The sequence below is a fragment of the Rhodococcus sp. NBC_00297 genome, assembly GCF_036173065.1.
Classification (GTDB): Bacteria; Actinomycetota; Actinomycetes; order Mycobacteriales; family Mycobacteriaceae; genus Rhodococcoides.
The window spans coordinates 997,577-1,017,368 of sequence record NZ_CP108041.1 but is presented as its reverse complement, the minus strand read 5'-3'; the positions used below and the strand labels follow the sequence as shown (position 1 = coordinate 1,017,368).

The window sequence follows — 19,792 nt, the reverse complement described above, 5'->3', positions numbered from 1 at the left end:
CGGGGACAGCGGTTCGACGCTCCCCGGGTCGGACGATCAGCTTGCGGCGGCGGGGGTGGAGGTGCTGGTCGACTTCTTCTCACTCGAGGTGGTCGAGGTCGAGTCGGACTTCGTGTCGCTCTTCTTCTCGCTCGAGCTCTTGCTGTCCGAGGAGCTGCCGGAGTCGGACGAGCCCGACTCGCTGCTACTCGAACTGCCGCGGCTGTCGTTGCGGTAGAAGCCGCTGCCCTTGAAGACGATGCCCACGGTGTTGAACAGCTTGCGAAGCTTGCCGGAGCACGCGGGGCAGACCGTCAACGAGTCGTCCGTGAACTTCTGGACGATGTCGAACCGGTTGTCACACTCGGTGCACGCATAAGAGTAGGTAGGCACGTTTCCTCCGCTGTCGGTCCCTGACTGGCACTCTACAGTCGACAGTGCCAGCGTCGGCAATCGAGGCAACGTCCGTGCAGGTGGCGCTATTCCTCAGCCGTGGCTGTCGTGGCCGAGTCGCTGCAGCCCCGACAGCGGCGTCAACACGTGGGTCATCCGCACGTCGTGCGTCTCGGTGGGCAGCGCGTCGACCAGGTCGTCGTCGTACACCACGCCCACCAGCCACGCGTCGGGCCGGACGGCATCGAGTGTGCGGTCGTAGAAGCCGGCGCCTCGGCCGAGGCGACCGCCGCTGCTATCGACGGCGAGTGCGGGTACCAACACGATCGATGCGTCCGCGACGGTCTCGGGAGGAAGCGTCGGGCCGGACGGTTCGCGCAAGCCGTACGCGGCCGCGACGAGCGAGTCGGGTCCGCGGTACTCGGCCCAGGACAGCGGCCCCGGTTCACGCGCGACGGGCAGCAGCACTCGCAGTCCGGCGGCCAGTGCGGAGTCGAGCATGCTCGCATCACCGGGCTCGCTACCCACCGGTACGTAGGCGGCGAGAGTGTCGCCGCCGCGCTCCCGCGCATCGGAGGCCAAAACCGACACGGCGTGAGAGAGTGCCTCTGATGCCCGCTCTCGTGCGTGGACGTCTCGCTGCTTGCGGGCAGTGAGTATGCGTGTCCTCCACTCGAGTTTGTCGTCACTGATCACGGGGGAAACCCCAGTGTCTCGCGAAGGACGATTCGCGGTCTACATGGATAGGGTGTGCGCATGAGCTCAGCAAACAGTGAGTCCGTGGCCGGTGGCAAGAAGCCGTCGTTCCGTACGGCCGTCGTACCCGCTGCAGGCATGGGAACACGTTTCCTCCCCGCCACGAAAACGGTACCGAAAGAGCTACTGCCGGTGGTCGATACGCCCGGAATCGAGCTCGTCGCCGGAGAAGCTGCCGACTCCGGCGCGCAGCGTCTCGTCATCGTCACCTCGCCCGGCAAGGACGGTGTGGTCGCCCACTTCGTCGAGGATCTGGTGCTGGAGAACAAGCTCGAGGCGAGCGGCAAGCTCGAGATGCTCGAGAAGGTCCGTGTCGCGCCCGGTCTTCTCGACGTCCAGTCGGTGATCCAGGCGGAGCCATTGGGTCTCGGACATGCCGTCGCGTGCGCCGAGGAGGTGCTCGACGACGACGAGGACGCGATCGCAGTGCTGCTCCCGGACGACCTGGTGATGCCGCGGGGTGTGCTCGACGTGATGTCGCGGGTGCGTGCCAAGCGCGGCGGAACCGTGTTGTGCGCCATCGAGGTTCCCGAGGACGCGGTGTCCGCGTACGGAGTGTTCGACACCGAGATCGTGCCCGACGCAGTGAACCCCAACGTGCTCAAGGTCAACGGCATGGTGGAGAAGCCCAAGAAGGAGGACGCGCCGTCGAACTACGCGGCGGCCGGCCGATACCTTCTGGATCGGGCCATCTTCGATGCGTTGCGACGCATTCAGCCCGGCGCCGGCGGCGAGTTGCAACTCACCGACGCCATCGCTCTCCTCATCGAGGAGGGGCATCCGGTACATGTGGTGGTGCACCGCGGAGTGAGACACGACCTCGGAAATCCCGGGGGTTACCTCCGCGCTGCGGTTGACTTCGCACTGGAACGCGAAGATTACGGTCCGGCATTGCGCGAGTGGCTCCAGGAGCGCTTGAGCGACAGCTGGGCACCGGAGCTCACGACCTACGAGTGACGCCCGGTCGACACGGATGACGGAAGGTGCGGATGCGCTCGGTTGAGGAGCAGCAGTCGAGAGTGACGGCTGCAGCGGTTGCCCCCCGGCCGGTGCGAGTCGCCATCTCCGAGGCGCAGGGTCTGCTCTGCGCGGAGGAAGTGGTGACCGAGCGCCCGCTGCCCGGGTTCGATCAGGCGGCCATCGACGGTTACGCGGTCCGCAGTGTGGACATCGCTGCAGCGGGGTCGGCCACCGACGACGACGGCGCACCCGTGGACATCTCGCTGCCCGTGGTGGGCGAGGTCGCGGCGGGGTCGCGTCAGCCCATCCGTCTGCAGCCGCGGCAGGCGGTGCGCGTCGACACGGGTGCACCGCTGCCCACCCTCGCGGACGCCGTTCTCCCAGTGGAGCGAGCGAAGTTCGCGCGCGGCCGCATCGAGGTGCTCGCACCCGTGCGTTCCGGAGAGTACGTGCGCCGCATCGGCGACGACGTGCAGCCCGGCGACGTCGCCGTGCGGTCCGGGACCATCATCGGCGCAGCGCAGGTAGGGCTCCTCGCAGCTGTGGGCCGCGACAAGGTCCTGGTGCATCCCCGTCCCCGCCTCTCGGTCATCTCGATCGGCGGCGAACTCGTCGACATCGAACGCACACCGGGCCAGGGCCAGGTGTACGACGTGAACAGCTACGCCCTCGCTGCCGCGGCGCGGGACGCGGGCGCGGACGTCAACCGCATCGGCATCGTCAGCGGTGACGCGAAGCGGCTGCGCGAGGTGGTGGAAGGGCAGCTCATCCGCTCCGAGATCGTCGTCATCGCCGGAGCCGTCGGCGGCAGCGCGTCCGAGGAGATCCGCGAGGCGCTCGAGGACTTCGGCGACATCGAGGTCGGCCGCGTGGCCATGCACCCCGGATCGGTGCAGGGCTTCGGCCAGCTCGGTCGCGACGAGGTACCCACCTTCCTGTTGCCGTCCAACCCGGTGAGTGCGCTCGTCGTCTTCGAGGTGATGGTGCGGCCGCTCGTGCGCATCGCGCTCGGTCGACGCCAGCCCATGCGCCGCATCGTCACGGCCCGCACCGTCGGACCCATCACGTCCATCGCCGGGCGCCGCGCCTACCTGCGTGGCCAGCTCATGCGGGACGAGGGCACGGGAGAGTACCTCGTGCAGGCACTCGGCGGTGCTCCCGGCAGCTCGTCGCACCTGCTGGCGACGCTGGCGGAGGCCAACTGCCTGGTCATGGTCGACCCCGAGGTGACCGAGGTGCGGACCGGCGAAGAGGTCGACGTCGCATTCCTCGCGCAGCGCGGCTGACGCTCCGTCCTCTTCGCTAAGGTTTCGAAGTATGCCGCGATCGTGGTCGAGCCATCCCGGATGGCCGGCGAAGCTGGGACCTCTCGTGGTTCCCGCGGGCGAGGTGACGGTCCGACCGGTGCGTCTGCGCGACGCCGCGGTGTGGTCGCGGACCCGCATCGACAACCGCGCGCACCTCGAACCGTGGGAGCCCACCGGTGAGGCGCCGTGGGACATGCGGCACGCGATGTCGTCGTGGCCGCCCCTGTTCTCGAGCCTCAAGGCCGAGGCCCGGCGCGGGATGATGCTGCCCTTCGCCATCGAACTGAACGGCACCTTCGTCGGGCAGCTGACTGTCGGCAACATCGTCCGCGGAGCCCTTCGATCGGCGTGGATCGGCTACTGGGTGGCCAAGGACGTCGGCGGGCAGGGGGTCGCCACGGCAGCACTCGCACTCGGCGTCGACCACTGCTTCTCGTCGGCCGGGCTGCACAGGCTCGAAGCCACCGTGCGGCCGGAAAACGCTGCCAGTCAAGCGGTTCTGCGCAACGTCGGGTTCCGCCAGGAGGGCCTGCTGCAGAGGTACCTCGACGTGGACGGTGCGTGGCGCGACCACATCCTCGTCGCCATGACGGTGGGGGAGACGCCCGGGACGGTGGCGGACGTGCTGGTGCGCAGTGGTCGGGCGGCGTGGGCTCGGTAGTCGCCTCGAGGTTCCCGTAGGGGTTCCGTGTTCACGCACGTGCTGTAGTGCCCGCGGCAACACGCAAGCACTACGGGAAGTTCGGCCTGTGACTGGAGTGACATGAGTGCACTCGTGTTCGGCGCGTCGTCGTCGGCGGTTCACCGCGCCCCACTACGCTGACGTGCAAGCTCACATGAATGTGATTCACGTCAGGAGGTGGTGGGTGTGCCCAATTCGGTGATCTGGATCGGCCTCGTCGCCATCTGGCTGTTCGTGCTCGTGCCGATGGTGGTGAAATCGCGCCCGCGCATCCGCCGCACCACCGACGTCGCGCTCGCGACACGGGTCCTGCACCGGGGTGGAGCACGGCTCCGCGTCGATCCCGGCCCCGCGGCAGGGCATCGCAGCGACCCCGACTGGCGCCCGTCCGACGACGACCTGCACTCGACCGACTCGCTTTCGGAGGATCCGATGGAGACCCAGCACGGCCACGAGAGCGACGAGCACGTCGACGAGTACTTCTCGGAGGACTTCGTGCCGCAGCGACGCGGCCGCGGCGGCTTCGATCCCGAGGCCGACGCCATCGCCCGCGCCGCCCGCTACGCGTTCCGTCAGCGCACGGTGCTCGGCTCCGTGTTCGTCATCGCGATGTCTGCAGCGCTGGGATTCCTTGCGAGCCCGATCTTCTGGTGGGTCTTCGCCGTCACCATCGTCGGGCTGTCGTCCTACCTGTTCTACCTCCGCCGCCAGGTGCGCATCGAGGAGGACATCCGTCGTCGTCGTATGCAGCGTCTGCAGCGCTCGCGCCTCGGTGTCGAGTCCAGCACCGACCCGGAGCTCAAGCTCACTCCCGAGCGCCTGCGTCGTCCTGGCGCCGTGGTGCTCGAGGTGGACGACGAGGACCCGGCGTTCGACCATCTCGAGCACTACGACGAGCACGTCGGCGACTCCCACCTCGACGTCCGCATGCGCCGCGCAGCGGGGGAGTGACCGGATTTCTGGCAGTCCCGCGGGGCTGCTAGAGTTCGAGACGATCCTGGTTCGCCGGGTCAGGGGCTGTGGCGCAGTTGGTAGCGCGTCTCGTTCGCATCGAGAAGGTCAGGGGTTCGATTCCCCTCAGCTCCACCACGTTCGACTCTCGTCACAGCGCATCGCGGAACTCGTCCAGGAACGGCGACGGCGTCTCCCGTCGGATCCGCCACGACCGCACCAGCCACATCTCGACGAGCTCGGGCCGTACGCGGCCCAGTCTCGCCCACTCGTCGAGCACCTCGCAGTAGTCGAGGTAGCGCCGCACGGTCATGGCCGACACCGAGGGATTGTCCACCCACCCCAGGTGCACGAGTTCCGACAGCGCCTGCTGGTCGAGGAGTTGCGGGCGGTGCAGCATGTTCTCCGACCCGATCGCCCACACGTACAGGGACATCGGAACGCGCCCGAATCCCGTGGCCCTCGGCCAGCCCGACCAGTCCCGGTGCGGACCGACGTCGATGAGCGCCGGCGCGCGGCGGCACTCGTCCAGTGCCTGCCGAACACCGTGCAGCCGACGGTCGCCGGCCGGCTCCTCGAGGTCCCGCGCATCGGGGAAGCGGCGAGCGCGGTCTCGGTCTCGATGACCGACGAGCCATGCGGCGCAGTGGTAGACGGTGGTCAGATCGCACCCGCTCCCGATGGTCTGCAGATCGCCGCGCCGCAGGAACCCGGTGCCGGTCTCGACGACGTCTCCGTCCTGACCTCGGGCGCGGACCCGCACCGGGATGCGCGCGCTCGTGAGACGACTGTTCCACCAGTCGAGGTCGATCTCCGCGAGATCACCCAGCACGTCGTACTCGTACGAACGGGTGCTGCACCACGCGAGGCACGCTTCGGGTAGCGCCGGCGTCGTCGTCATGTCGGCGATGGTGGCAGGTCCCACCGACAGCCTCGGTCGGGTTTGCAAAGTGTCTGTAAAGACTGCCCGCAGCCGTGCCTCATATGGCGCCGGTCACACCTAGTGTTCGTTCGGTGCATCCCCTGCACCGGACCGAAAGGTGACCATCCATGGCCACGACAGCCATCCCCGCGGGGCCTCCCTCGACGAAGCGGGCGGTGTTCAACACCATTCGCGGATCACTCGGCAACCTCGTCGAGTGGTACGACGTGTACGTCTACACGGTCTTCGCGTCGTACCTGCAGTCGAGCTTCTTCGCCGACGGTGAGCCCAACGCGGGCATATACACGATGGGCATCTTCGCGATCACCTTCGTGATGCGCCCGATCGGGTCGTGGTTCTTCGGTCGGTACGCGGACCGGCACGGGCGTCGTCCCGCGCTGGTGTTCAGCATCTCGCTCATGGCGGGCTCGTCCCTGCTCATCGCGCTGACCCCGACGGCCGCGTCCATCGGGTCGGCCGCCGTGGTCATGCTCGTCCTCTGCCGCCTGCTGCAGGGCTTCGCGACGGGTGGCGAGTACGGCACGTCGGCGACGTACATGTCCGAGGCGGCGACGCCGGGGCTGCGCGGATTCTTCTCCTCGTTCCAGTACGTCACCCTGGTGGGCGGTCACGTCCTCGCCCAGGTCACACTGCTGATCCAGCAGAGCGTCCTGACCGACGAACAGATCGCCTCCTTCGGATGGCGCATCGCGTTCGGTATCGGCGCCCTCGGCGCCGTGGTCGTGCTGTTCCTGCGTCGGAGCATGGACGAATCCCTGCAGACCGAGGTCGACGGCAAGCGCAGCGGCTCGATGACCGAACTGTTCACCGCGTATCCGAAGCAGCTGCTCATCTGCTTCCTCGTCACCCTCGGCGGGACCGTCGCGTTCTACACCTACAGCGTCAACGGACCGCTCATCGTCAAGAGCACCTACGCCGATCAGGGCATGACGGCGACGTGGATCAACCTCGCGGCGCTGGTGCTGCTCATGGTGATCCAGCCACTCGGCGGACTGCTGAGCGACAAGATCGGGCGCAAGCCGCTGCTCGTCGGGTTCGGCATCGCGGGTGTGCTGTGGTCGTGGACCTTCCTGAACCTGCTGCCGCGCGTCGAGACGCCGATGGTGTCCTTCCTGCTGCTCGCCGGCACCTACGTCATCCTCACCGGCTACACCTCGATCAACGCGATCGTGAAGGCGGAACTGTTCCCGGCGCACGTGCGCGCTCTGGGACTGGGACTCGGCTACGCACTGGCCAATTCGATGTTCGGCGGCACGGCTCCGGTGATCTACGAGGCCGCCAAGGAGAACGATGCGCTCGACGCCTTCGGCATCTACGTCACCATCGCCATCGCTGTCTCGCTCGTCGTGTACGTCTTCGTCCTGAAGAACCGCGCACCGACCTTCCTGGACGCCGAGCAGGCACGCCGAGCGGACAGGAACGAGGCGGCCGTGTCCTGAGGTCCGTGCGTTAGGCTTTCCGCGCCGGACGGGAGGGCCTGACGATGCAGATTCTCGTCGTCGAGGACGACCTCGGAGTCGCCGACGCACTCACACAGTCGCTGCGTCGGCAGGGCTGGGCGGTGCGGCACGCCGCGACCGGGACCGCGGCGCTCGACATGGTGGACGACGCCGATCTCGTCCTGCTCGACATGGGGCTCCCGGATCACGACGGCCTGTGGGTCTGCCGCCGGATCCGGGAGCACTCGTCCGTTCCCATCGTGGCGCTCACGGCGCGGCGCACCGAGGATTCCGTGATCGGCGCTCTGCGTGCGGGTGTCGACGACTACGTCACCAAGCCGTACAGCTTCGCGGTGCTGCTCGCACGGCTGGACGCGGTCGTGCGGCGCAGTGTCGGACGCGTCGCCACCGAGCCGGCCGTCGATCTCGGCTTCGACCTCGCTCGGGACACCCGCGAGGTCACCGCACCCGACGGCACCGTGCGCACGCTCACCGCGAAGGAATGCGAACTGCTCGTGGCACTCTCCCGCACACCGGACCGCCCCGTGAGCCGCGCCGCGCTCATGGAGGAGGTGTGGGACACGACGTGGGTGGGTGCCTCGCGCACACTCGACGTCCACGTCGCGTCACTGCGGAACAAGCTGAAGGACGTCGCCCGGATCGAGTCGGTGCGCGGTGTCGGCTATCGACTGGTCGCTCCCGCCGAGCCCGACGCGTGAGGAGACGGCTGCTCGCACTGGCGATCACGTTGACGGCCGCCGTGCTGGCGGCTCTCGTCGCGCCGCTCGTGGCCGCCCACGCGGAGGAACGGGCGATCACCATCCACGAACGGCGTCTGGCCGCCGCGACCCGGTTCGCCACCCTGGCCGACAGCGTCGGTGACGCGAGCTCACTGGGACCCGATCTGATGCGGTACGGCGAGGTCACGGAGAGCACCCGCACGTGGATCGTCGACATCGACGGATCGGTGCTCGCACCTGCCGGCTCGGATCTGCCGGCCGACGTGCCGGGTCTGGCGGGCGCGGTACGCGACGCGCTCGCGGGAACACCGACCTCCGCTCCGACTGCGCTGTGGCCGTGGCAGACCGAGCCGTTGATCGTCGCGACGCCCATCGGCCGGGACGCGCAGATCCTCGGTGCCGTCGTCATGCTGGAGAACACATCGGCCGCGCGGGACAACGTGCAGCGAGCGATGGTGCTCGCCGCGGCGGGCGGCGCCGTCGTCCTCGCGCTCGTCGCCTGGCTCGTGGGAGTGCCACTCGTCGGCTGGGTGGTGCGGCCGGTCGACGATCTGACCACCCGCGTCGAGCAGCTGTCCCGCGGCCGCACTCCGACCGAGGGACGCCACGTCGGGCCTCCCGAACTCCGGCGGCTCGCGGAGTCGTTCGACGACATGGCGGCGAACGTGGAGCACTCCCGGCAGCAGCAGCGCGAACTGGTCGCGGACGTGTCGCATCAGTTGGCCAATCCGCTGACGGCACTGCGGCTCCGGCTCGAGAACCTGGCCGTGGACGATCCGGCCGTCGAACCGGTGCTCGCCGAGACCGAACGCATGGCGCGCTCACTCGACGCGGTGATCGAGATCAGCCGCGCGGGAGGCTTCGACCGACGCTCCTCCGAGGTGGACGTCGCCCGGCAGCTTCGCGAGCGGGTCGCGCTGTGGGCGCCGTTGTTCGGGGATCTGCTGACCGTCCGGGTCGACGTCGACACCGCCCTGGCGTTCCTGGAGGAGGACCTCGTCCCCACGGTCCTCGACGTCCTTCTGGACAACGCGCTGAAGTACGCGGAGGGTCGGTCCGTCGACGTCGCGCTGGAGCAGGCCGGCGACGCGTGGCGAGTGACGGTGCGCGATCACGGTGACGGCGTCAGTGCCGCCGAAGCCGCCGAGCTGGGGCGGCGCTTCCACCGACTCGAACGACACGCCGGCGTCGAGGGCACCGGACTGGGTCTCGCGATCGTCGTCCTCCGCGTCCGCGACGCCGACGGGAACGTGGTCTTCGAACCCGCCGATCCCGGCCTGCGGACGGTCATCTCACTTCCCGCGCGTCTCGATCGCGGAACCACCGCAGCGCCCCCGGATGCAGCGGGACCGGCTGGGTGAACATCCCGGCGGCGACGGTCGGCTGCCGGACGTCGGGCACGGTTCGTGCGATCGCGTCCTGACGGTCGAAGACGACGGACGTGAACCCGTAGGCCGTGTCCTCGCGGAGCGTCGGCGTCGCGATGAGGTACGTCTTCACGCTGACAGTCTGGACGGCGGCGGGCAGACGGTACGGCCCGGCCGGCAGCGGACCGGTGACGTACTGCGGACCCCAGGTCGACACGAGTCCCTCGACCAGTCCACCGAGATCCAGCGCGCGGACCGGTGTGCGCGCGCCCAGCTCGACCAGTGCCCGCACCGGGAACCCGCTGACGAAGGCCAGCGCGTCGACGCGTCCGGTGCTCAGCGCCGCCGTCGCCTCGCCGAGCGGTTGCGCGACGAAGTAGACGTTCGCCGTGTCCACTCCTGCTGCGGCCAGGCACCTCTCGGTCACCGACCGGGTACCCGAGTCGGTCTGGCCCGCGCTCAGGCGCACGCCCGTCAGATCCTGGATGCCCGTGACCGGGGAATCCACCGGGACGAGGATCTGCAGGAAGCTGTCGTAGAGCCGGGCCAGCGCGGTCAGGGGGACCGGGGAGTCGAAGGCTCCCTCGCCGCGCACCGCGTCGAGCGCCGTGTCGCCGAGACAGAACGCGACGTCCGCGGTGCCCGACGAGAGGTCGAGCACGTTTCCCACGGAGCCGCCGGTCACGACGACCTCCGAGCGCACACCCGGCAGCACCTGCGTGGCCTCTGTGCGCAGAGCCGCGCCGTACTCGTCGAACACCGCACCCACGTTGCCGGTGGCGATGCGCAGTCGGCCGGAAGCGTCCTGCCACCACGTATCTCGGGAACACCCCGCCAGGGCGGCGGCGGCCGCAGCCGCGCCGGCCCCGCGGAGGAACTGCCGTCGGCCGAGCACGCGTTCAGCATAGGCCGGGGCCGGTCAGTCAGCGCTGAGTGAGCCGCGACCCGGTCTCGACGGAGACGACGCCCGAGCCGAAGAGCCCGTCGACGATCTGGTGCACGCCGGTGGCCAGTTCCTGTGCGGCGACCGGATTGAGCATGTCGGCCATCGACGGGATGCCGATGTCGACGGCGGCGTCGAAGGCCATCTCGATGGCGCCGTCGCCGGTCTCCCGCACCGCCCACCGGCCGTCGAACGATCCCAGGTCGCCGCTCGACTGCTCGAAGGTGACGGTGCGGCCGGGCACGTCGACGGTGTCCGTCTCGACCCACTGCAGCAGACCGCCGCGGAAGTGGGTCGACCACGACGACGATCGAACGTACCCGGCCGCGTCCCGCGACTCGGGATCCGTCACGGTGATGCGGTCGACCATGGGTACGTGATCGCCGAAGGAGGCGAAGTCGCTGACCCGATCGAACACGTCGTCCGGAGTGACGCCGGTGAGGGTGGCGATCACACTGATGATGCTGGGGGACATGAGAACTCCTCGAATGGAATCGACGGTCAGGCGGACTGCAGGACGGGATAGGCGCCGGGGGAGCGCTCCACCAGATGTCGGGCGGTGAGGCGGGCGGAGCGTTCGATGGTGCCCGCCGTCTGCGCGGGAGGGAGGGGTCCGGACCCGAGCGACGTGGGAAACGGGCTGGTGTTGAACAGGTTCGCGACGGAGGCGAGGAGATTGGCGAACTTCGTCTGCGACGCGGGGTCGAGCAGGTCGAAGAAGGCCGGCTTCCACAGGCGCTGGAACACGTCCGGGTGCAGCCGGCGAGGCGCGTCCACCGCGATCCCGAGGCGGGTGGCCTCGTCGACCAGCACGGCGACGAGCGAGTCGATGTCCAGTGCCGCGGCCCCGCTGGTGACCCACACGTGCTCGCGGTCGTACTGCCGCGGGTGGTTCACCACCGTCGCGATCGACCGTGCGACGACGTCGCACGGCACGAAGTCGTACTGCAGCGCGTCCTCGCACAGGACGACCGGCAACGTCCCGCGCAGGAAGGCGCGCACGAGGGTGTGCAGCCCCTGCAACTCGGAGATCTCACCGGTCTCGGAATCGCCGCACACGATGGACGGGCGGACGATGGTCCAGTCGAGGCCGCTGCTCCGCACGAGATCCTCGCCGTCCCTCTTGCTGGCGATGTACGCACCGGGGTGCATGGTGGCGAGTCCGCCGGTGACGTCCGGGATCACGGGTTGGCCGACGAAGGCGGTGCTGACGTGCACCAGGCGTGCCGACGCGTCCCGGGAGAGCTCCACGATGTGGCGGACTCCGTCGACGTTGACGGCCCGGGTGGACGCGTCGTCGATCCCGAAGTCCACGACGCCGGCGCAGTGCACGACGGTGTCCACGTCGCGGGTGAGGGCGGACCACGTCCGGTCGTCGAGTCCGAGGTGTGGCGCGCGGAGGTCGCCGCGGACAGTGATCCCCGAGTGCTGCACGGCCCGTCGACCTTCCACCACGACGACGTCGTGGTCCTCGGTGAGGGCGCGGAGCGTCGGCAGTCCGACGACGCCGGAGGCTCCGGTCAGCAGAATCGTCATCGGTGTCCTTTCGAGAACGTCTCGCGCAGTGCGTCGCCGACGGCGGTGAGCATCCAGTCGACATCAGCCTCGGTCATCGTGGCCGGGGGAGTGAAACGCACGACTGGACTGGCGTTCAGGGAGTGGTTGGCCACGACGCGCCGGTCGAGCAGCGCGAGCAGGAAGCGGCCGGCGGTGCCGGCGTCGCCGAAGTCCAGCCCGATGAGCAACCCTCGACCGCGGACCTCCACGGTCCCGAGATCCGCTGTGAGTATGCGCAACTCGTCGAGCAGTCGTCCGCCCGTCCGTGCGGATCGCGCCACCAGCTTCTCGTCGTCGATGACCTCGAGCGCGGCGCACGCGGCCGCCATCCCCAGCGGCGCACCGGAGAAGGTCGACGTGTGGATGCCGAAGTCGATGTCGAAGGCACGGAAGGCGCGCGGTGTCGCGACGGCGGCCGACACGGGAATCACGCCGCCGCCCAGACTCTTTCCCACGAGGACGATGTCGGCGTCGACGGCGTCCCGCTCGCTCTCCCACATCAGGCCGGTGCGTCCGAGGCCGGTCATGATCTCGTCGATCACGAGGAGGGCTCCGCGTTCACGGCACAGTGCCGAGGCGACCGCGAGGTAGTTGCGGGGCGGCAGCACGACCCCGCCCTCGCCCTGCACGGGTTCGAGGACCACGCAGGCGTCGGAGGCGTCGTCGCCGAGTGCGTCCGACAGTGCCTGGACGTCGCCGTACGGAACTGTGGTCGCCGCGGTGAACAGTCGACGGAACGGGTTCTGATACGACGGATTCGCCGTGAGGGCGAGCGCGCCGAGGGTCTTGCCGTGGTAGCCGCGGCTCGCCCCGATCAGGCGATGGTGGCCGGCGCTGCAGGCCATCTTGACGGCGGCTTCGGTGGCCTCGGTTCCGGAGGCACCGAAGTAGACCTTCGACAGCGGGTCCGGCAGGCGGGCCGCCAGTGCCGCCGCGGCCTCGGCCACCCGAGGTTCGAGCAGGGTGCGGGTGGAGACGGGATGGCGTCCGAGCTGGGCGATCACCGCGTCGACGACGCGGGGATGCCGGGAGCCGAGCAGGAGGGTCCCGTACCCGCCGCAGTTGAGGTACTCGACGTCGTCGGTCGACCACAGTCTGGCTCCGAGCGAGCGGTCCTCGACGATGTCGCCCAGCATGGAGGCCACGCGTGCACGAGACTCGGACAGATGCGCGCGGGTGTGGCTCTGCACCCGCCCGTCGAGGGACGTCGAGATCGACATGGTGTGGCTCCCGAGACGAGGAGAAGCGATGAGGCGTGCGGCCCGGCGGGCCGCCGCGATCACCGACGGTAACCCCGGCTGCAGGTGGCGTCAAAGCCACCGATGAGTCGTATGACGTTGCGCGACAACAGATGGAGCGAACCACCGTTTTTAAGCGGGTAGCTACCAGTGGCTGGTCCGGTGACCACGGAATACCTTCAGCTGATCAGGAATTGTGCGAATATCGGTTCACCAGGACCGGCCGTCGTCAGATCTTCTTGCGGGCCCGGTACGCGGCGACGTTGGCGCGGTTGCCGCAGTTTCCGGTGTCGCAGTACCGCCTCGATCGGTTGCGGGAGAGGTCGACGAGCACCGCGTCGCAGTCCGGTGCGTCGCACAGGCGGAGCCGCTCGAGCTCGTCCGACCGCACCATGTCGGCGAGGGCGACGGCGGTCTCGGCCGTCATGCGATCGGCGAGGGGCGCGTCGTCGTCGCTGACGTGCATGTGCCAGCCCCAGTCGCCGTGGCGGGTGAGGTACGGCCGGGCGTCGGATGCGGCCAGCATCGCGTTGACGACGGGTACGACGGCGTCGGGTTCGCCCGTCTCCCACAGCGCCCGCCAGGCCGGGCGCAGGGCCCGCACGGCGTCGAGTTCCTCCTGTGTGCCCTCGCGGCGCCCCGTCCACTCGTGCTCGTCGAGCATCGACGACAGGGTGCTCACGTCAGGGAGGTGGTCCTCGCCGTTCGCGGCGGTGTTGATCAGCGCCGCCGCCCAGACGAGGGCGGTGCGTGTGTCATGAGCAAAAAGCATTTGACTCCTGACCTTCCGGGTCTCTAGTGTCATGACCAATCTACAGTTACGGTCATGACATGACGGGCGACGTACCCGGCGGTGTGGCCGGATCCTCGAAAGGGCCGCTCATGGTGTCCTCCCGTTCCGGTGTCGCGTTCGCCGTGACCTCCGCGATCGCGTTCGGAATGTCGGGCCCGTTCGCGAAGGCGCTCACCGACACCGGGTGGTCGCCCGAGTCTGCGGTGCTCGCTCGCATCGTGGGCGGTGCGGTGATCCTCCTGCCCGTCGTCGTCCTGCTGCGCCGCGGCGCACTCCGCGGGGTGCTCTCGGCTCCCGTCACCGTCGTCGCGTACGGCGTCGTCGCGGTGGCAGGAGCCCAGGTCTGCTTCTTCAATGCGATCCAACACCTCTCGGTGGGTGTCGCACTCATGCTCGAGTACCTCGGGCCGGTCCTGGTGATCGGCTGGATCTGGATCACCACCCGGCGGCGCCCCCGCCCGACGACGATGGCGGGTGTCGCACTCGCGCTCGGCGGTGCGCTGGTCGTGCTCGACGTGTTCGACGGCGCCGTGTTCGATCCTGTCGGCGTGCTCTGGGGACTGTCCGCCGCCGTGTGTCTCGCGTTCTACTTCGTGGTGTCCGCGAAACAGGGCGACGCCGTCGATCCGTTGGTTCTCTCGGCCGCCGGACTGGCGGTGGGCGCCATTGTGGTCGGCGTCGCCGGAATGCTGGGAATGGTTCCGTTGCAGGTGTCGACGAACGACGTCGCTCTCGACGGCCGGGCGTGGCCGTGGTGGACTGCCGTCGCAGTGCTCGCCCTGGTCTCCGCAGCCGTCGCGTACGTTTTCGGGATCATGGCGTCCCGCGCCCTCGGGGCATCGACCGCATCGGTGATCGCGCTGGTCGAGGTGCTGTGCGCGGTGGTTGCGGCGTGGCTCCTGCTCGGCGAGACGGTGTCTCTCACTCAAATCGCAGGTGGTGCAGCAATTCTGACGGGAGCCGCCGTGGTGCAGTGGCGATCCGATGCACCGCCGCCCGTGGAGGCGCTGCCGGCCTCGGCAGGAATGGACGGATCTCACGGGGTATCCGTTCTCCCCTGACGCGGCACTGTATGGTGAGGGCGCGTCGTGGTATTCGGCGGGTGGGCACTTCTCCGGGCGGGGTCGCGAGTGCCGGTCCGCCGGAGTGTCAGTGACCACCACGCGGACATCGAAGCCGTTGCACGGGAGCCCGTCATGACCATCGAATTCGTCGACCTCGCGGAAACGTGGGTTGCGGGTCTCCCTGTGCGAAGCCCGAAACGGGCGTTGGGCTCTCTCTATGACACCAATCTCGAACGTGCGTGGTCCGGAATCCTGAACCAGGACATCGGTGAACCGCTCGGGTCGATCTACACCGACTTCGTTCCCGCGATCGGGTCCTACAGCACGCAGATCGTCGGGTACCGCGTCGCGGACGGTGACGTGCGCCGCGGGCACATCGTGGCGCGTGTGCCGGCGGGTCGCTATGCGAAATTCTCAGCAGTCGGCAATTTTCCGCAGGTCCTGACGACGCTGTGGAACGAGATCACCCACGCGGAGGAGATGGGGTCCTTCACTCGCGCCTTCACCGGTGAGTTCGAGGTGTATCCCCACGCGTACAAGATCGAGATGTACGTTCCGGTCGCGACGCCCGGCTCGCGGGGCGTCGGCGGTGCGGGATGACGTTCCGTCTCGTGGCACGTCCGAGCATGGTGTTCGGCGGACTGGTCGTGCCCGGTGTCGATCCCGGACCCGAGGGCAGCGCCAGCGATCTCGTCGTGTTCCTGCGTGAACGTATCCGCGAACGTGAACCGGAGGACGCCGACGTCTACACCGTCTACGTCCCGGATCAGCGTGGTGTCTGCAACGTCGTCGTCGGCGTACCTCGTGGGAACGTCGACGACGTGCCGATCGGCGACGTCTTCGTCACGGTTCCGTCGGGAGCGTTCGCGGTCTTCACGCCGTCGATGACGCTGCCCGACCGGGCGGAGGACGCGTGGGCGCAGGCCGAGGAGGCCATCGCCGACGGCTCGATCGTGCGCGCCGGCGGGGTGGAGTTCGAGTGCCTCTCAGCCGACGGGAACGTCGAGATCTTCGTCGCCGTCTCGCTGCAATGACGTGCGCCGACGTCCGGTGCCGGCGGACGAGAAGTCGGCTCTCGTCGAGATAAAGAACCTACCGACGAGTAGAAGCAGTCGGAGCGGTGCCTGGACTCGCTCGAGCGCTGGTCGTCATTGTGATTTTGTCTCGAGTGCATTTCTGTGGCGGTGTTCGAGTCCAACCTGTGCCTATCATGATCACGCGCAGTAGAAGGGTGTGACACGGGATTCACACCGGCGGTTCGGAGCACCGGTCCGAACGCGCGTGACTAGTGGGGAGTAACAATGGTCAGGCAATTACGTGCAGAGGCAACGCGGTCCGCGGCCCTGCGGGCTGCCGCCGATCTGTTCCTGCGGGTCGGCCACGCCACGGCGACCCTGAGCCAGGTCTCGGCGGAGTCGGGTGTGACCAAGGGCGCGCTGTACTTCCACTTCGCGTCCAAGGAAGAGCTGGCGCGCGCGCTCGTCGACGAGGGTCGTGAGCGTGTCGCGGCCGCCTGCACCGGAATGGTCGACAGCCGTTCTCCTGCACTGGAATCCGTCATCGGGATCACGTATTCCGTTCTCGACCTTGCCAATACCGACAACCTGGTGCGCATCATGTACCGCCTGCAGCTCGAGGTGGACGCACCGGACCCCACGCGGGGGAGCGTCTTCGGTACGTGGCAGAACATCTTCTCGCACCTCTTCGAGCGTGCCATCGAGCACGGTGACGTCATCGACTCGCTGGACGCCGAGACCGCGTCCTGCCTGGTCTCGGAGATGCTCAGTGGCGTGCTGATGGTCGCCGAGGGCACTGCGCGCCTCGACGGTGCCGCCGTGCGCATGGAGCAGGTCTGGCACACCATCCTGCCCTCGCTCGTGCCGCCGGCGAAGCTCCCGTACTTCCGCGAGTTCGCCTCGCGAAGCCTCTCCAGCTTCGTACGCGATCGCTCGGGTGCCGACGCCACCAGCGACACCGGCGTCTCCAGCAACCACTAGCGTTCGGCGCTCTCCCGGCGCACACTGTGACGTGAGACACACGGCATCGTGTGTCGACCGCACGAGTGACGTCGGGAGAGACCCATGGAAGACATCGCCACGCGCGAACGCACCGACCGCCGCATGTCCGACAACGAGCTGCGCAAGGCCATCCGCGTGCTGCAGTCACGCGCGGACGACGCTCGGAAACGCGGTGACGCCGACGATGCCGCACGCATCGAACGCACTGTCCGCGACTACCAGGACGAGATGACCACCCGCCTCTGAACTCGGCCGGGCGGGGACGGTTGTCAGCTGGGTCCGAAGCGCTCCGTGCGGATGTTCGCCGGTGCATGTCCTCGCTCGACCAGCATGTCCGCGACCGTGTCGACGAAGCTCGTGGGCCCGCAGATGTAGCACCGCGGCTCGAACTCGGCGGGCCACCCGTGCGCGTCGAGATCCTCGATCGTGATGCGGCCGAGCGGCCTGCGGGAGCCGGTGGGAGCGCGCCGCGTGTAGAGCGTGGTGACGTCGACTCCCGCGGGCGGATGCGCCCACTCGTCGGCGAAGTACACCTCCGCCGGTTCACGGACCGAGTAGAGCACGCGGAACGGCACACGGCCGCCGCTCGATCCCGCCGCGGCCTGCGCGCGGACCATCGCGCGGAGCGGAACGATGCCCGAGCCGCCGCCCACCAGCAGGACAGGCGGTGACGGGGTCTCGGTGGGTGCCGACGGCCGCCAGACGAACCACCGGCCGACGGGTCCGCGGATCTCGAACCGGTCGCCCACCTCGACGGCGCCGACGAGGTAGGGGGACACCTCGCCGTCGGAGACGTTCTGCACGGCGATCTCGATGCGCGACGTGCCGTCCGGTGCGGAGGCGAGGGAGTAGCTGCGCTGCGCGCTGTACCCGTCCTCGGCGGTCAGCTTCACGTCCACGTGCTGTCCGGCGAGATGTCCCGGCCAGCCGTCGACGTCGAGCACCAGCGTCGAGGCGGTCGGTGTCTCGCGCCGCACCTCGAGCACCCTCGCGACGAGCCAGGGCCGGGCCCCGACCCCGGCGGTGGCTCCGGTGGTCACGTCAGTCGCCTTGGTATCGCTGCTCGCGCCACGGGTCGCCGTAGTCGTGATAGCCGCCGCGCTCCCAGAATCCCTGTTCGTTCTCCTCGGTGAGTTCGATGCGCGAGACCCACTTCGCCGACTTCCAGAAGTACAGGTGCGGCACGAGAAGCCGTGCGGGACCGCCGTGTTCGCGTGCGAGCGGCTCTCCGTCGAACTCGGTGACCAGCCAGGCCTTCCCGTCTCGCAGGTCCTCGAGGGGCAGATTGGTGGTGTATCCGTCGAAGCCGTGTACGACGACGTACCCCGCCTCGGTGTCGAGACCGTCCAGCAGCACGTCGAGACTCACGCCGTTCCAGTTGGTGTCGAGCTTCGACCACTTGGTGACGCAGTGGATGTCGACCGTCGGGGTCTCGTGCGGCAGCGCGGCCACCTCGTCCCACGTCCAGGTCCGGGTCTCACCGGTCTCGGACGTGATGGAGAACGACCACGTGTCGGTCGCGACCACGGGCGCGGGCCCGATGGCGAGAACCGGGAAATCGTTGGTCAGGTACTGGCCGGGGGGAGTCCGACCGTCGTCGCCGCGCCGGCGGCCCACGAAGCCCTTCGAGATCAACGCCATGGTGGCAGATTCTGCGCCGGTCGTCGGGCCTCTGACAAGTCGGAGCGCGCACACTCGACCGGTAGTGTCGGGCACCACAGCAGGCCGGCGAGGGGGGAGTGCGACGCGATGGTGCAGAGCAGGCTGAGAGGGAGACGTCCGCGACGGTCGTGGACCGACCTGCGCGGGGCGATCGTGCTGGTCACCGGCGCCGCCAGCGGCATCGGTCGCGCCACGGCGATCGAGGCCGCGCGGCGTGGGGCGCGGCTGGTCGTCACGGACATCGCGGAGGCGGGACTGGCGGCCACGGCCGCCACCATCGCCGAGAACGGCGGCAGCGTCGTCGCCTCGCGTGCGCTCGACGTCTCCGACCACGACGCCGTCGCCTCGTTCGCGGACGCCGTGCACGCCGAGGTGGGGAGCGTCGACGTCGTCATGAACGTGGCCGGGATCTCCGCGTGGGGCACCGTCGAGAACATGGCCCACGAGACGTGGAAGGCGCTGATCGATATCAACCTGATGGGCCCGATCCACGTCACCCAGTGCTTCGTTCCCCCGATGATCGCGGCGGGTCGCGGTGGGTACCTGGTCAACGTGTCGTCGTCGGCCGGCCTGCTCGCGTATCCGTGGCACGCGGCGTACAGCGCCAGCAAGTTCGGCGTGCGCGGCATGTCCGAGGTGTTGCGCTACGACCTCGCCCGGCACGGCATCGACGTCTCGCTCGTGGTCCCCGGGGCGGTGCGGACACCGCTCGTCGAGACGGTGGACATCGCCGGCGTGGATCGCGACGACCCACGCGTGACGAAGCTGACCGCACGCTTCGAGGCCCACGCCGTGTCGCCCGAGGTGGTCGCGGAGAAGATCCTGACCGGGATGGAGAAGCGGCACTTCCTCGTCTACTCGAGCAACGACATCCGGGTGGGGTACTGGGTGTCGCGCAAGTTCGCGCGCCCCTACGAGATGACCATGCAGGCGGCCAACGACTACTTCTCCCGACTGCTGCGCTGACCTCACGCGCGTGTCCGGCGGGAGCGCGTGCCGA

At 68.8% G+C, this 19,792-nt stretch carries 23 protein-coding genes and 1 tRNA gene; 14 read left to right on the top strand and 10 right to left on the bottom strand.

Annotation, left to right across the window (positions count from 1 at the left end; genetic code table 11):
• Positions 1–36: 36 nt before the first annotated feature.
• Positions 37–372 carry an FmdB family zinc ribbon protein gene (locus OG947_RS04805; protein ID WP_081821044.1) on the bottom strand — a complete coding sequence of 112 codons (336 nt, stop codon included), beginning with the start codon at positions 370–372 and terminating at the stop codon, positions 37–39.
• 93 nt (positions 373–465) lie between these two features.
• The gene (locus OG947_RS04800; RefSeq protein ID WP_442973117.1) at positions 466–1,065 is read right to left on the bottom strand and encodes a 5-formyltetrahydrofolate cyclo-ligase; all 600 of its coding nucleotides are present in this window, start codon (positions 1,063–1,065) and stop codon (positions 466–468) included.
• Between the two features lie 63 nt (positions 1,066–1,128).
• Here OG947_RS04800 and OG947_RS04795 point away from each other — a divergent pair, with 63 nt between their 5' ends.
• From OG947_RS04795 to OG947_RS04775, 5 genes are all read left to right on the top strand, one after another.
• The gene (locus OG947_RS04795; RefSeq protein WP_051612960.1) at positions 1,129–2,085 is read left to right on the top strand and encodes a UTP--glucose-1-phosphate uridylyltransferase; all 957 of its coding nucleotides are present in this window, start codon (positions 1,129–1,131) and stop codon (positions 2,083–2,085) included.
• Between the two features lie 32 nt (positions 2,086–2,117).
• Positions 2,118–3,374 carry a molybdotransferase-like divisome protein Glp gene (gene glp / locus OG947_RS04790; RefSeq protein ID WP_056447044.1) on the top strand — a complete coding sequence of 419 codons (1,257 nt, stop codon included), beginning with the start codon at positions 2,118–2,120 and terminating at the stop codon, positions 3,372–3,374.
• 31 nt (positions 3,375–3,405) lie between these two features.
• Positions 3,406–4,056, top strand: coding sequence for a GNAT family N-acetyltransferase (locus OG947_RS04785; protein WP_027504111.1), 651 nt, complete (start codon positions 3,406–3,408; stop codon positions 4,054–4,056).
• Between the two features lie 207 nt (positions 4,057–4,263).
• Complete coding sequence (gene sepX / locus OG947_RS04780) at positions 4,264–5,028, top strand: divisome protein SepX/GlpR (protein ID WP_204866441.1); 765 nt, start codon at positions 4,264–4,266, stop codon at positions 5,026–5,028.
• A 62-nt stretch (positions 5,029–5,090) separates the two neighbouring features.
• Positions 5,091–5,166: transfer RNA gene (locus tag OG947_RS04775), tRNA-Ala, on the top strand.
• A 13-nt stretch (positions 5,167–5,179) separates the two neighbouring features.
• Here the strand turns inward: OG947_RS04775 and OG947_RS04770 are convergent.
• Positions 5,180–5,929 carry an 8-oxoguanine DNA glycosylase OGG fold protein gene (locus tag OG947_RS04770; RefSeq protein WP_328813232.1) on the bottom strand — a complete coding sequence of 250 codons (750 nt, stop codon included), beginning with the start codon at positions 5,927–5,929 and terminating at the stop codon, positions 5,180–5,182.
• A 149-nt stretch (positions 5,930–6,078) separates the two neighbouring features.
• On the opposite strand from OG947_RS04770, the gene OG947_RS04765 reads away from it, so the two are divergent.
• The 3 genes from OG947_RS04765 to OG947_RS04755 are packed head-to-tail and all read left to right on the top strand — an operon-like array spanning position 6,079 to position 9,511.
• Positions 6,079–7,410, top strand: coding sequence for an MFS transporter (locus OG947_RS04765; RefSeq protein WP_027504109.1), 1,332 nt, complete (start codon positions 6,079–6,081; stop codon positions 7,408–7,410).
• A gap of 44 nt (positions 7,411–7,454) precedes the next feature.
• Entirely contained in the window at positions 7,455–8,129 is a 675-nt protein-coding gene (locus OG947_RS04760; RefSeq protein WP_222638306.1) for a response regulator transcription factor, read from the top strand.
• Complete coding sequence (locus tag OG947_RS04755; RefSeq protein ID WP_328813231.1) at positions 8,126–9,511, top strand: sensor histidine kinase; 1,386 nt, start codon at positions 8,126–8,128, stop codon at positions 9,509–9,511. Before OG947_RS04760 ends, OG947_RS04755 begins: the two co-directional genes overlap by 4 nt.
• On the opposite strand, the gene OG947_RS04750 is transcribed toward OG947_RS04755, so the two are convergent.
• The 5 genes from OG947_RS04750 to OG947_RS04730 form a co-directional block, all read right to left on the bottom strand.
• A complete protein-coding gene (locus tag OG947_RS04750; RefSeq protein ID WP_328813230.1) occupies positions 9,438–10,412 on the bottom strand; it encodes a TAXI family TRAP transporter solute-binding subunit in 975 nt (324 codons plus the stop codon). The genes OG947_RS04755 and OG947_RS04750 overlap by 74 nt on opposite strands.
• A gap of 28 nt (positions 10,413–10,440) precedes the next feature.
• Entirely contained in the window at positions 10,441–10,935 is a 495-nt protein-coding gene (locus tag OG947_RS04745; protein WP_328813229.1) for an SRPBCC family protein, read from the bottom strand.
• 26 nt (positions 10,936–10,961) lie between these two features.
• On the bottom strand, positions 10,962–11,996 hold the full coding sequence (locus OG947_RS04740; protein ID WP_328813228.1) for an SDR family oxidoreductase: 1,035 nt from the start codon (positions 11,994–11,996) through the stop codon (positions 10,962–10,964).
• Positions 11,993–13,237, bottom strand: coding sequence for an aspartate aminotransferase family protein (locus tag OG947_RS04735; RefSeq protein WP_328813227.1), 1,245 nt, complete (start codon positions 13,235–13,237; stop codon positions 11,993–11,995). Before OG947_RS04735 ends, OG947_RS04740 begins: the two co-directional genes overlap by 4 nt.
• Before the next feature lie 247 nt (positions 13,238–13,484).
• On the bottom strand, positions 13,485–14,027 hold the full coding sequence (locus OG947_RS04730; RefSeq protein ID WP_328813226.1) for a CGNR zinc finger domain-containing protein: 543 nt from the start codon (positions 14,025–14,027) through the stop codon (positions 13,485–13,487).
• 59 nt (positions 14,028–14,086) lie between these two features.
• Between OG947_RS04730 and OG947_RS04725 the strand changes: the two genes are divergently transcribed.
• The 5 genes from OG947_RS04725 (at position 14,087) to OG947_RS04705 (ending at position 17,376) form a co-directional block, all read left to right on the top strand.
• Positions 14,087–15,109 (top strand): EamA family transporter, encoded by a 1,023-nt coding sequence (locus OG947_RS04725; protein WP_081821042.1) that lies wholly within the window; start codon positions 14,087–14,089, stop codon positions 15,107–15,109.
• A gap of 135 nt (positions 15,110–15,244) precedes the next feature.
• Positions 15,245–15,712: an effector binding domain-containing protein gene (locus tag OG947_RS04720; RefSeq protein ID WP_027504104.1), complete on the top strand. Its 468-nt coding sequence runs from the start codon at positions 15,245–15,247 to the stop codon at positions 15,710–15,712.
• Entirely contained in the window at positions 15,709–16,146 is a 438-nt protein-coding gene (locus OG947_RS04715; RefSeq protein WP_027504103.1) for an effector binding domain-containing protein, read from the top strand. Before OG947_RS04720 ends, OG947_RS04715 begins: the two co-directional genes overlap by 4 nt.
• Positions 16,147–16,413: 267 nt before the next feature.
• A complete protein-coding gene (locus tag OG947_RS04710; protein ID WP_051612955.1) occupies positions 16,414–17,109 on the top strand; it encodes a TetR/AcrR family transcriptional regulator in 696 nt (231 codons plus the stop codon).
• A gap of 84 nt (positions 17,110–17,193) precedes the next feature.
• Entirely contained in the window at positions 17,194–17,376 is a 183-nt protein-coding gene (locus OG947_RS04705; RefSeq protein ID WP_056447066.1) for a hypothetical protein, read from the top strand.
• Between the two features lie 23 nt (positions 17,377–17,399).
• On the opposite strand, the gene OG947_RS04700 is transcribed toward OG947_RS04705, so the two are convergent.
• Positions 17,400–18,170 carry a ferredoxin reductase gene (locus OG947_RS04700; RefSeq protein ID WP_056447069.1) on the bottom strand — a complete coding sequence of 257 codons (771 nt, stop codon included), beginning with the start codon at positions 18,168–18,170 and terminating at the stop codon, positions 17,400–17,402.
• A 1-nt stretch (position 18,171) separates the two neighbouring features.
• Positions 18,172–18,771 carry a sulfite oxidase-like oxidoreductase gene (locus OG947_RS04695; protein ID WP_056447072.1) on the bottom strand — a complete coding sequence of 200 codons (600 nt, stop codon included), beginning with the start codon at positions 18,769–18,771 and terminating at the stop codon, positions 18,172–18,174.
• 108 nt (positions 18,772–18,879) lie between these two features.
• Between OG947_RS04695 and OG947_RS04690 the strand changes: the two genes are divergently transcribed.
• On the top strand, positions 18,880–19,758 hold the full coding sequence (locus tag OG947_RS04690; protein ID WP_328813225.1) for an SDR family oxidoreductase: 879 nt from the start codon (positions 18,880–18,882) through the stop codon (positions 19,756–19,758).
• Positions 19,759–19,792 lie beyond the last annotated feature (34 nt).

Bases quoted from the DNA above. Each gene is read 5' to 3' on its own strand.
- OG947_RS04740 (WP_328813228.1), bottom strand. From the start codon at position 11,996: ATGACGATTCTGCTGACCGGAGCCTCCGGCGTCGTCGGACTGCCGACG.
- OG947_RS04760 (WP_222638306.1), top strand. From the start codon at position 7,455: ATGCAGATTCTCGTCGTCGAGGACGACCTCGGAGTCGCCGACGCACTC.
- OG947_RS04770 (WP_328813232.1), bottom strand. From the start codon at position 5,929: ATGACGACGACGCCGGCGCTACCCGAAGCGTGCCTCGCGTGGTGCAGC.
- OG947_RS04765 (WP_027504109.1), top strand. From the start codon at position 6,079: ATGGCCACGACAGCCATCCCCGCGGGGCCTCCCTCGACGAAGCGGGCG.
- OG947_RS04695 (WP_056447072.1), bottom strand. From the start codon at position 18,771: ATGGCGTTGATCTCGAAGGGCTTCGTGGGCCGCCGGCGCGGCGACGAC.
- OG947_RS04705 (WP_056447066.1), top strand. From the start codon at position 17,194: ATGGAAGACATCGCCACGCGCGAACGCACCGACCGCCGCATGTCCGAC.
- OG947_RS04725 (WP_081821042.1), top strand. From the start codon at position 14,087: ATGACGGGCGACGTACCCGGCGGTGTGGCCGGATCCTCGAAAGGGCCG.
- OG947_RS04785 (WP_027504111.1), top strand. From the start codon at position 3,406: ATGCCGCGATCGTGGTCGAGCCATCCCGGATGGCCGGCGAAGCTGGGA.
- OG947_RS04730 (WP_328813226.1), bottom strand. From the start codon at position 14,027: ATGCTTTTTGCTCATGACACACGCACCGCCCTCGTCTGGGCGGCGGCG.
- OG947_RS04720 (WP_027504104.1), top strand. From the start codon at position 15,245: ATGACCATCGAATTCGTCGACCTCGCGGAAACGTGGGTTGCGGGTCTC.
- OG947_RS04795 (WP_051612960.1), top strand. From the start codon at position 1,129: ATGAGCTCAGCAAACAGTGAGTCCGTGGCCGGTGGCAAGAAGCCGTCG.
- OG947_RS04735 (WP_328813227.1), bottom strand. From the start codon at position 13,237: ATGTCGATCTCGACGTCCCTCGACGGGCGGGTGCAGAGCCACACCCGC.
- OG947_RS04715 (WP_027504103.1), top strand. From the start codon at position 15,709: ATGACGTTCCGTCTCGTGGCACGTCCGAGCATGGTGTTCGGCGGACTG.
- OG947_RS04710 (WP_051612955.1), top strand. From the start codon at position 16,414: ATGGTCAGGCAATTACGTGCAGAGGCAACGCGGTCCGCGGCCCTGCGG.
- OG947_RS04745 (WP_328813229.1), bottom strand. From the start codon at position 10,935: ATGTCCCCCAGCATCATCAGTGTGATCGCCACCCTCACCGGCGTCACT.
- OG947_RS04690 (WP_328813225.1), top strand. From the start codon at position 18,880: ATGGTGCAGAGCAGGCTGAGAGGGAGACGTCCGCGACGGTCGTGGACC.
- glp (WP_056447044.1), top strand. From the start codon at position 2,118: ATGCGCTCGGTTGAGGAGCAGCAGTCGAGAGTGACGGCTGCAGCGGTT.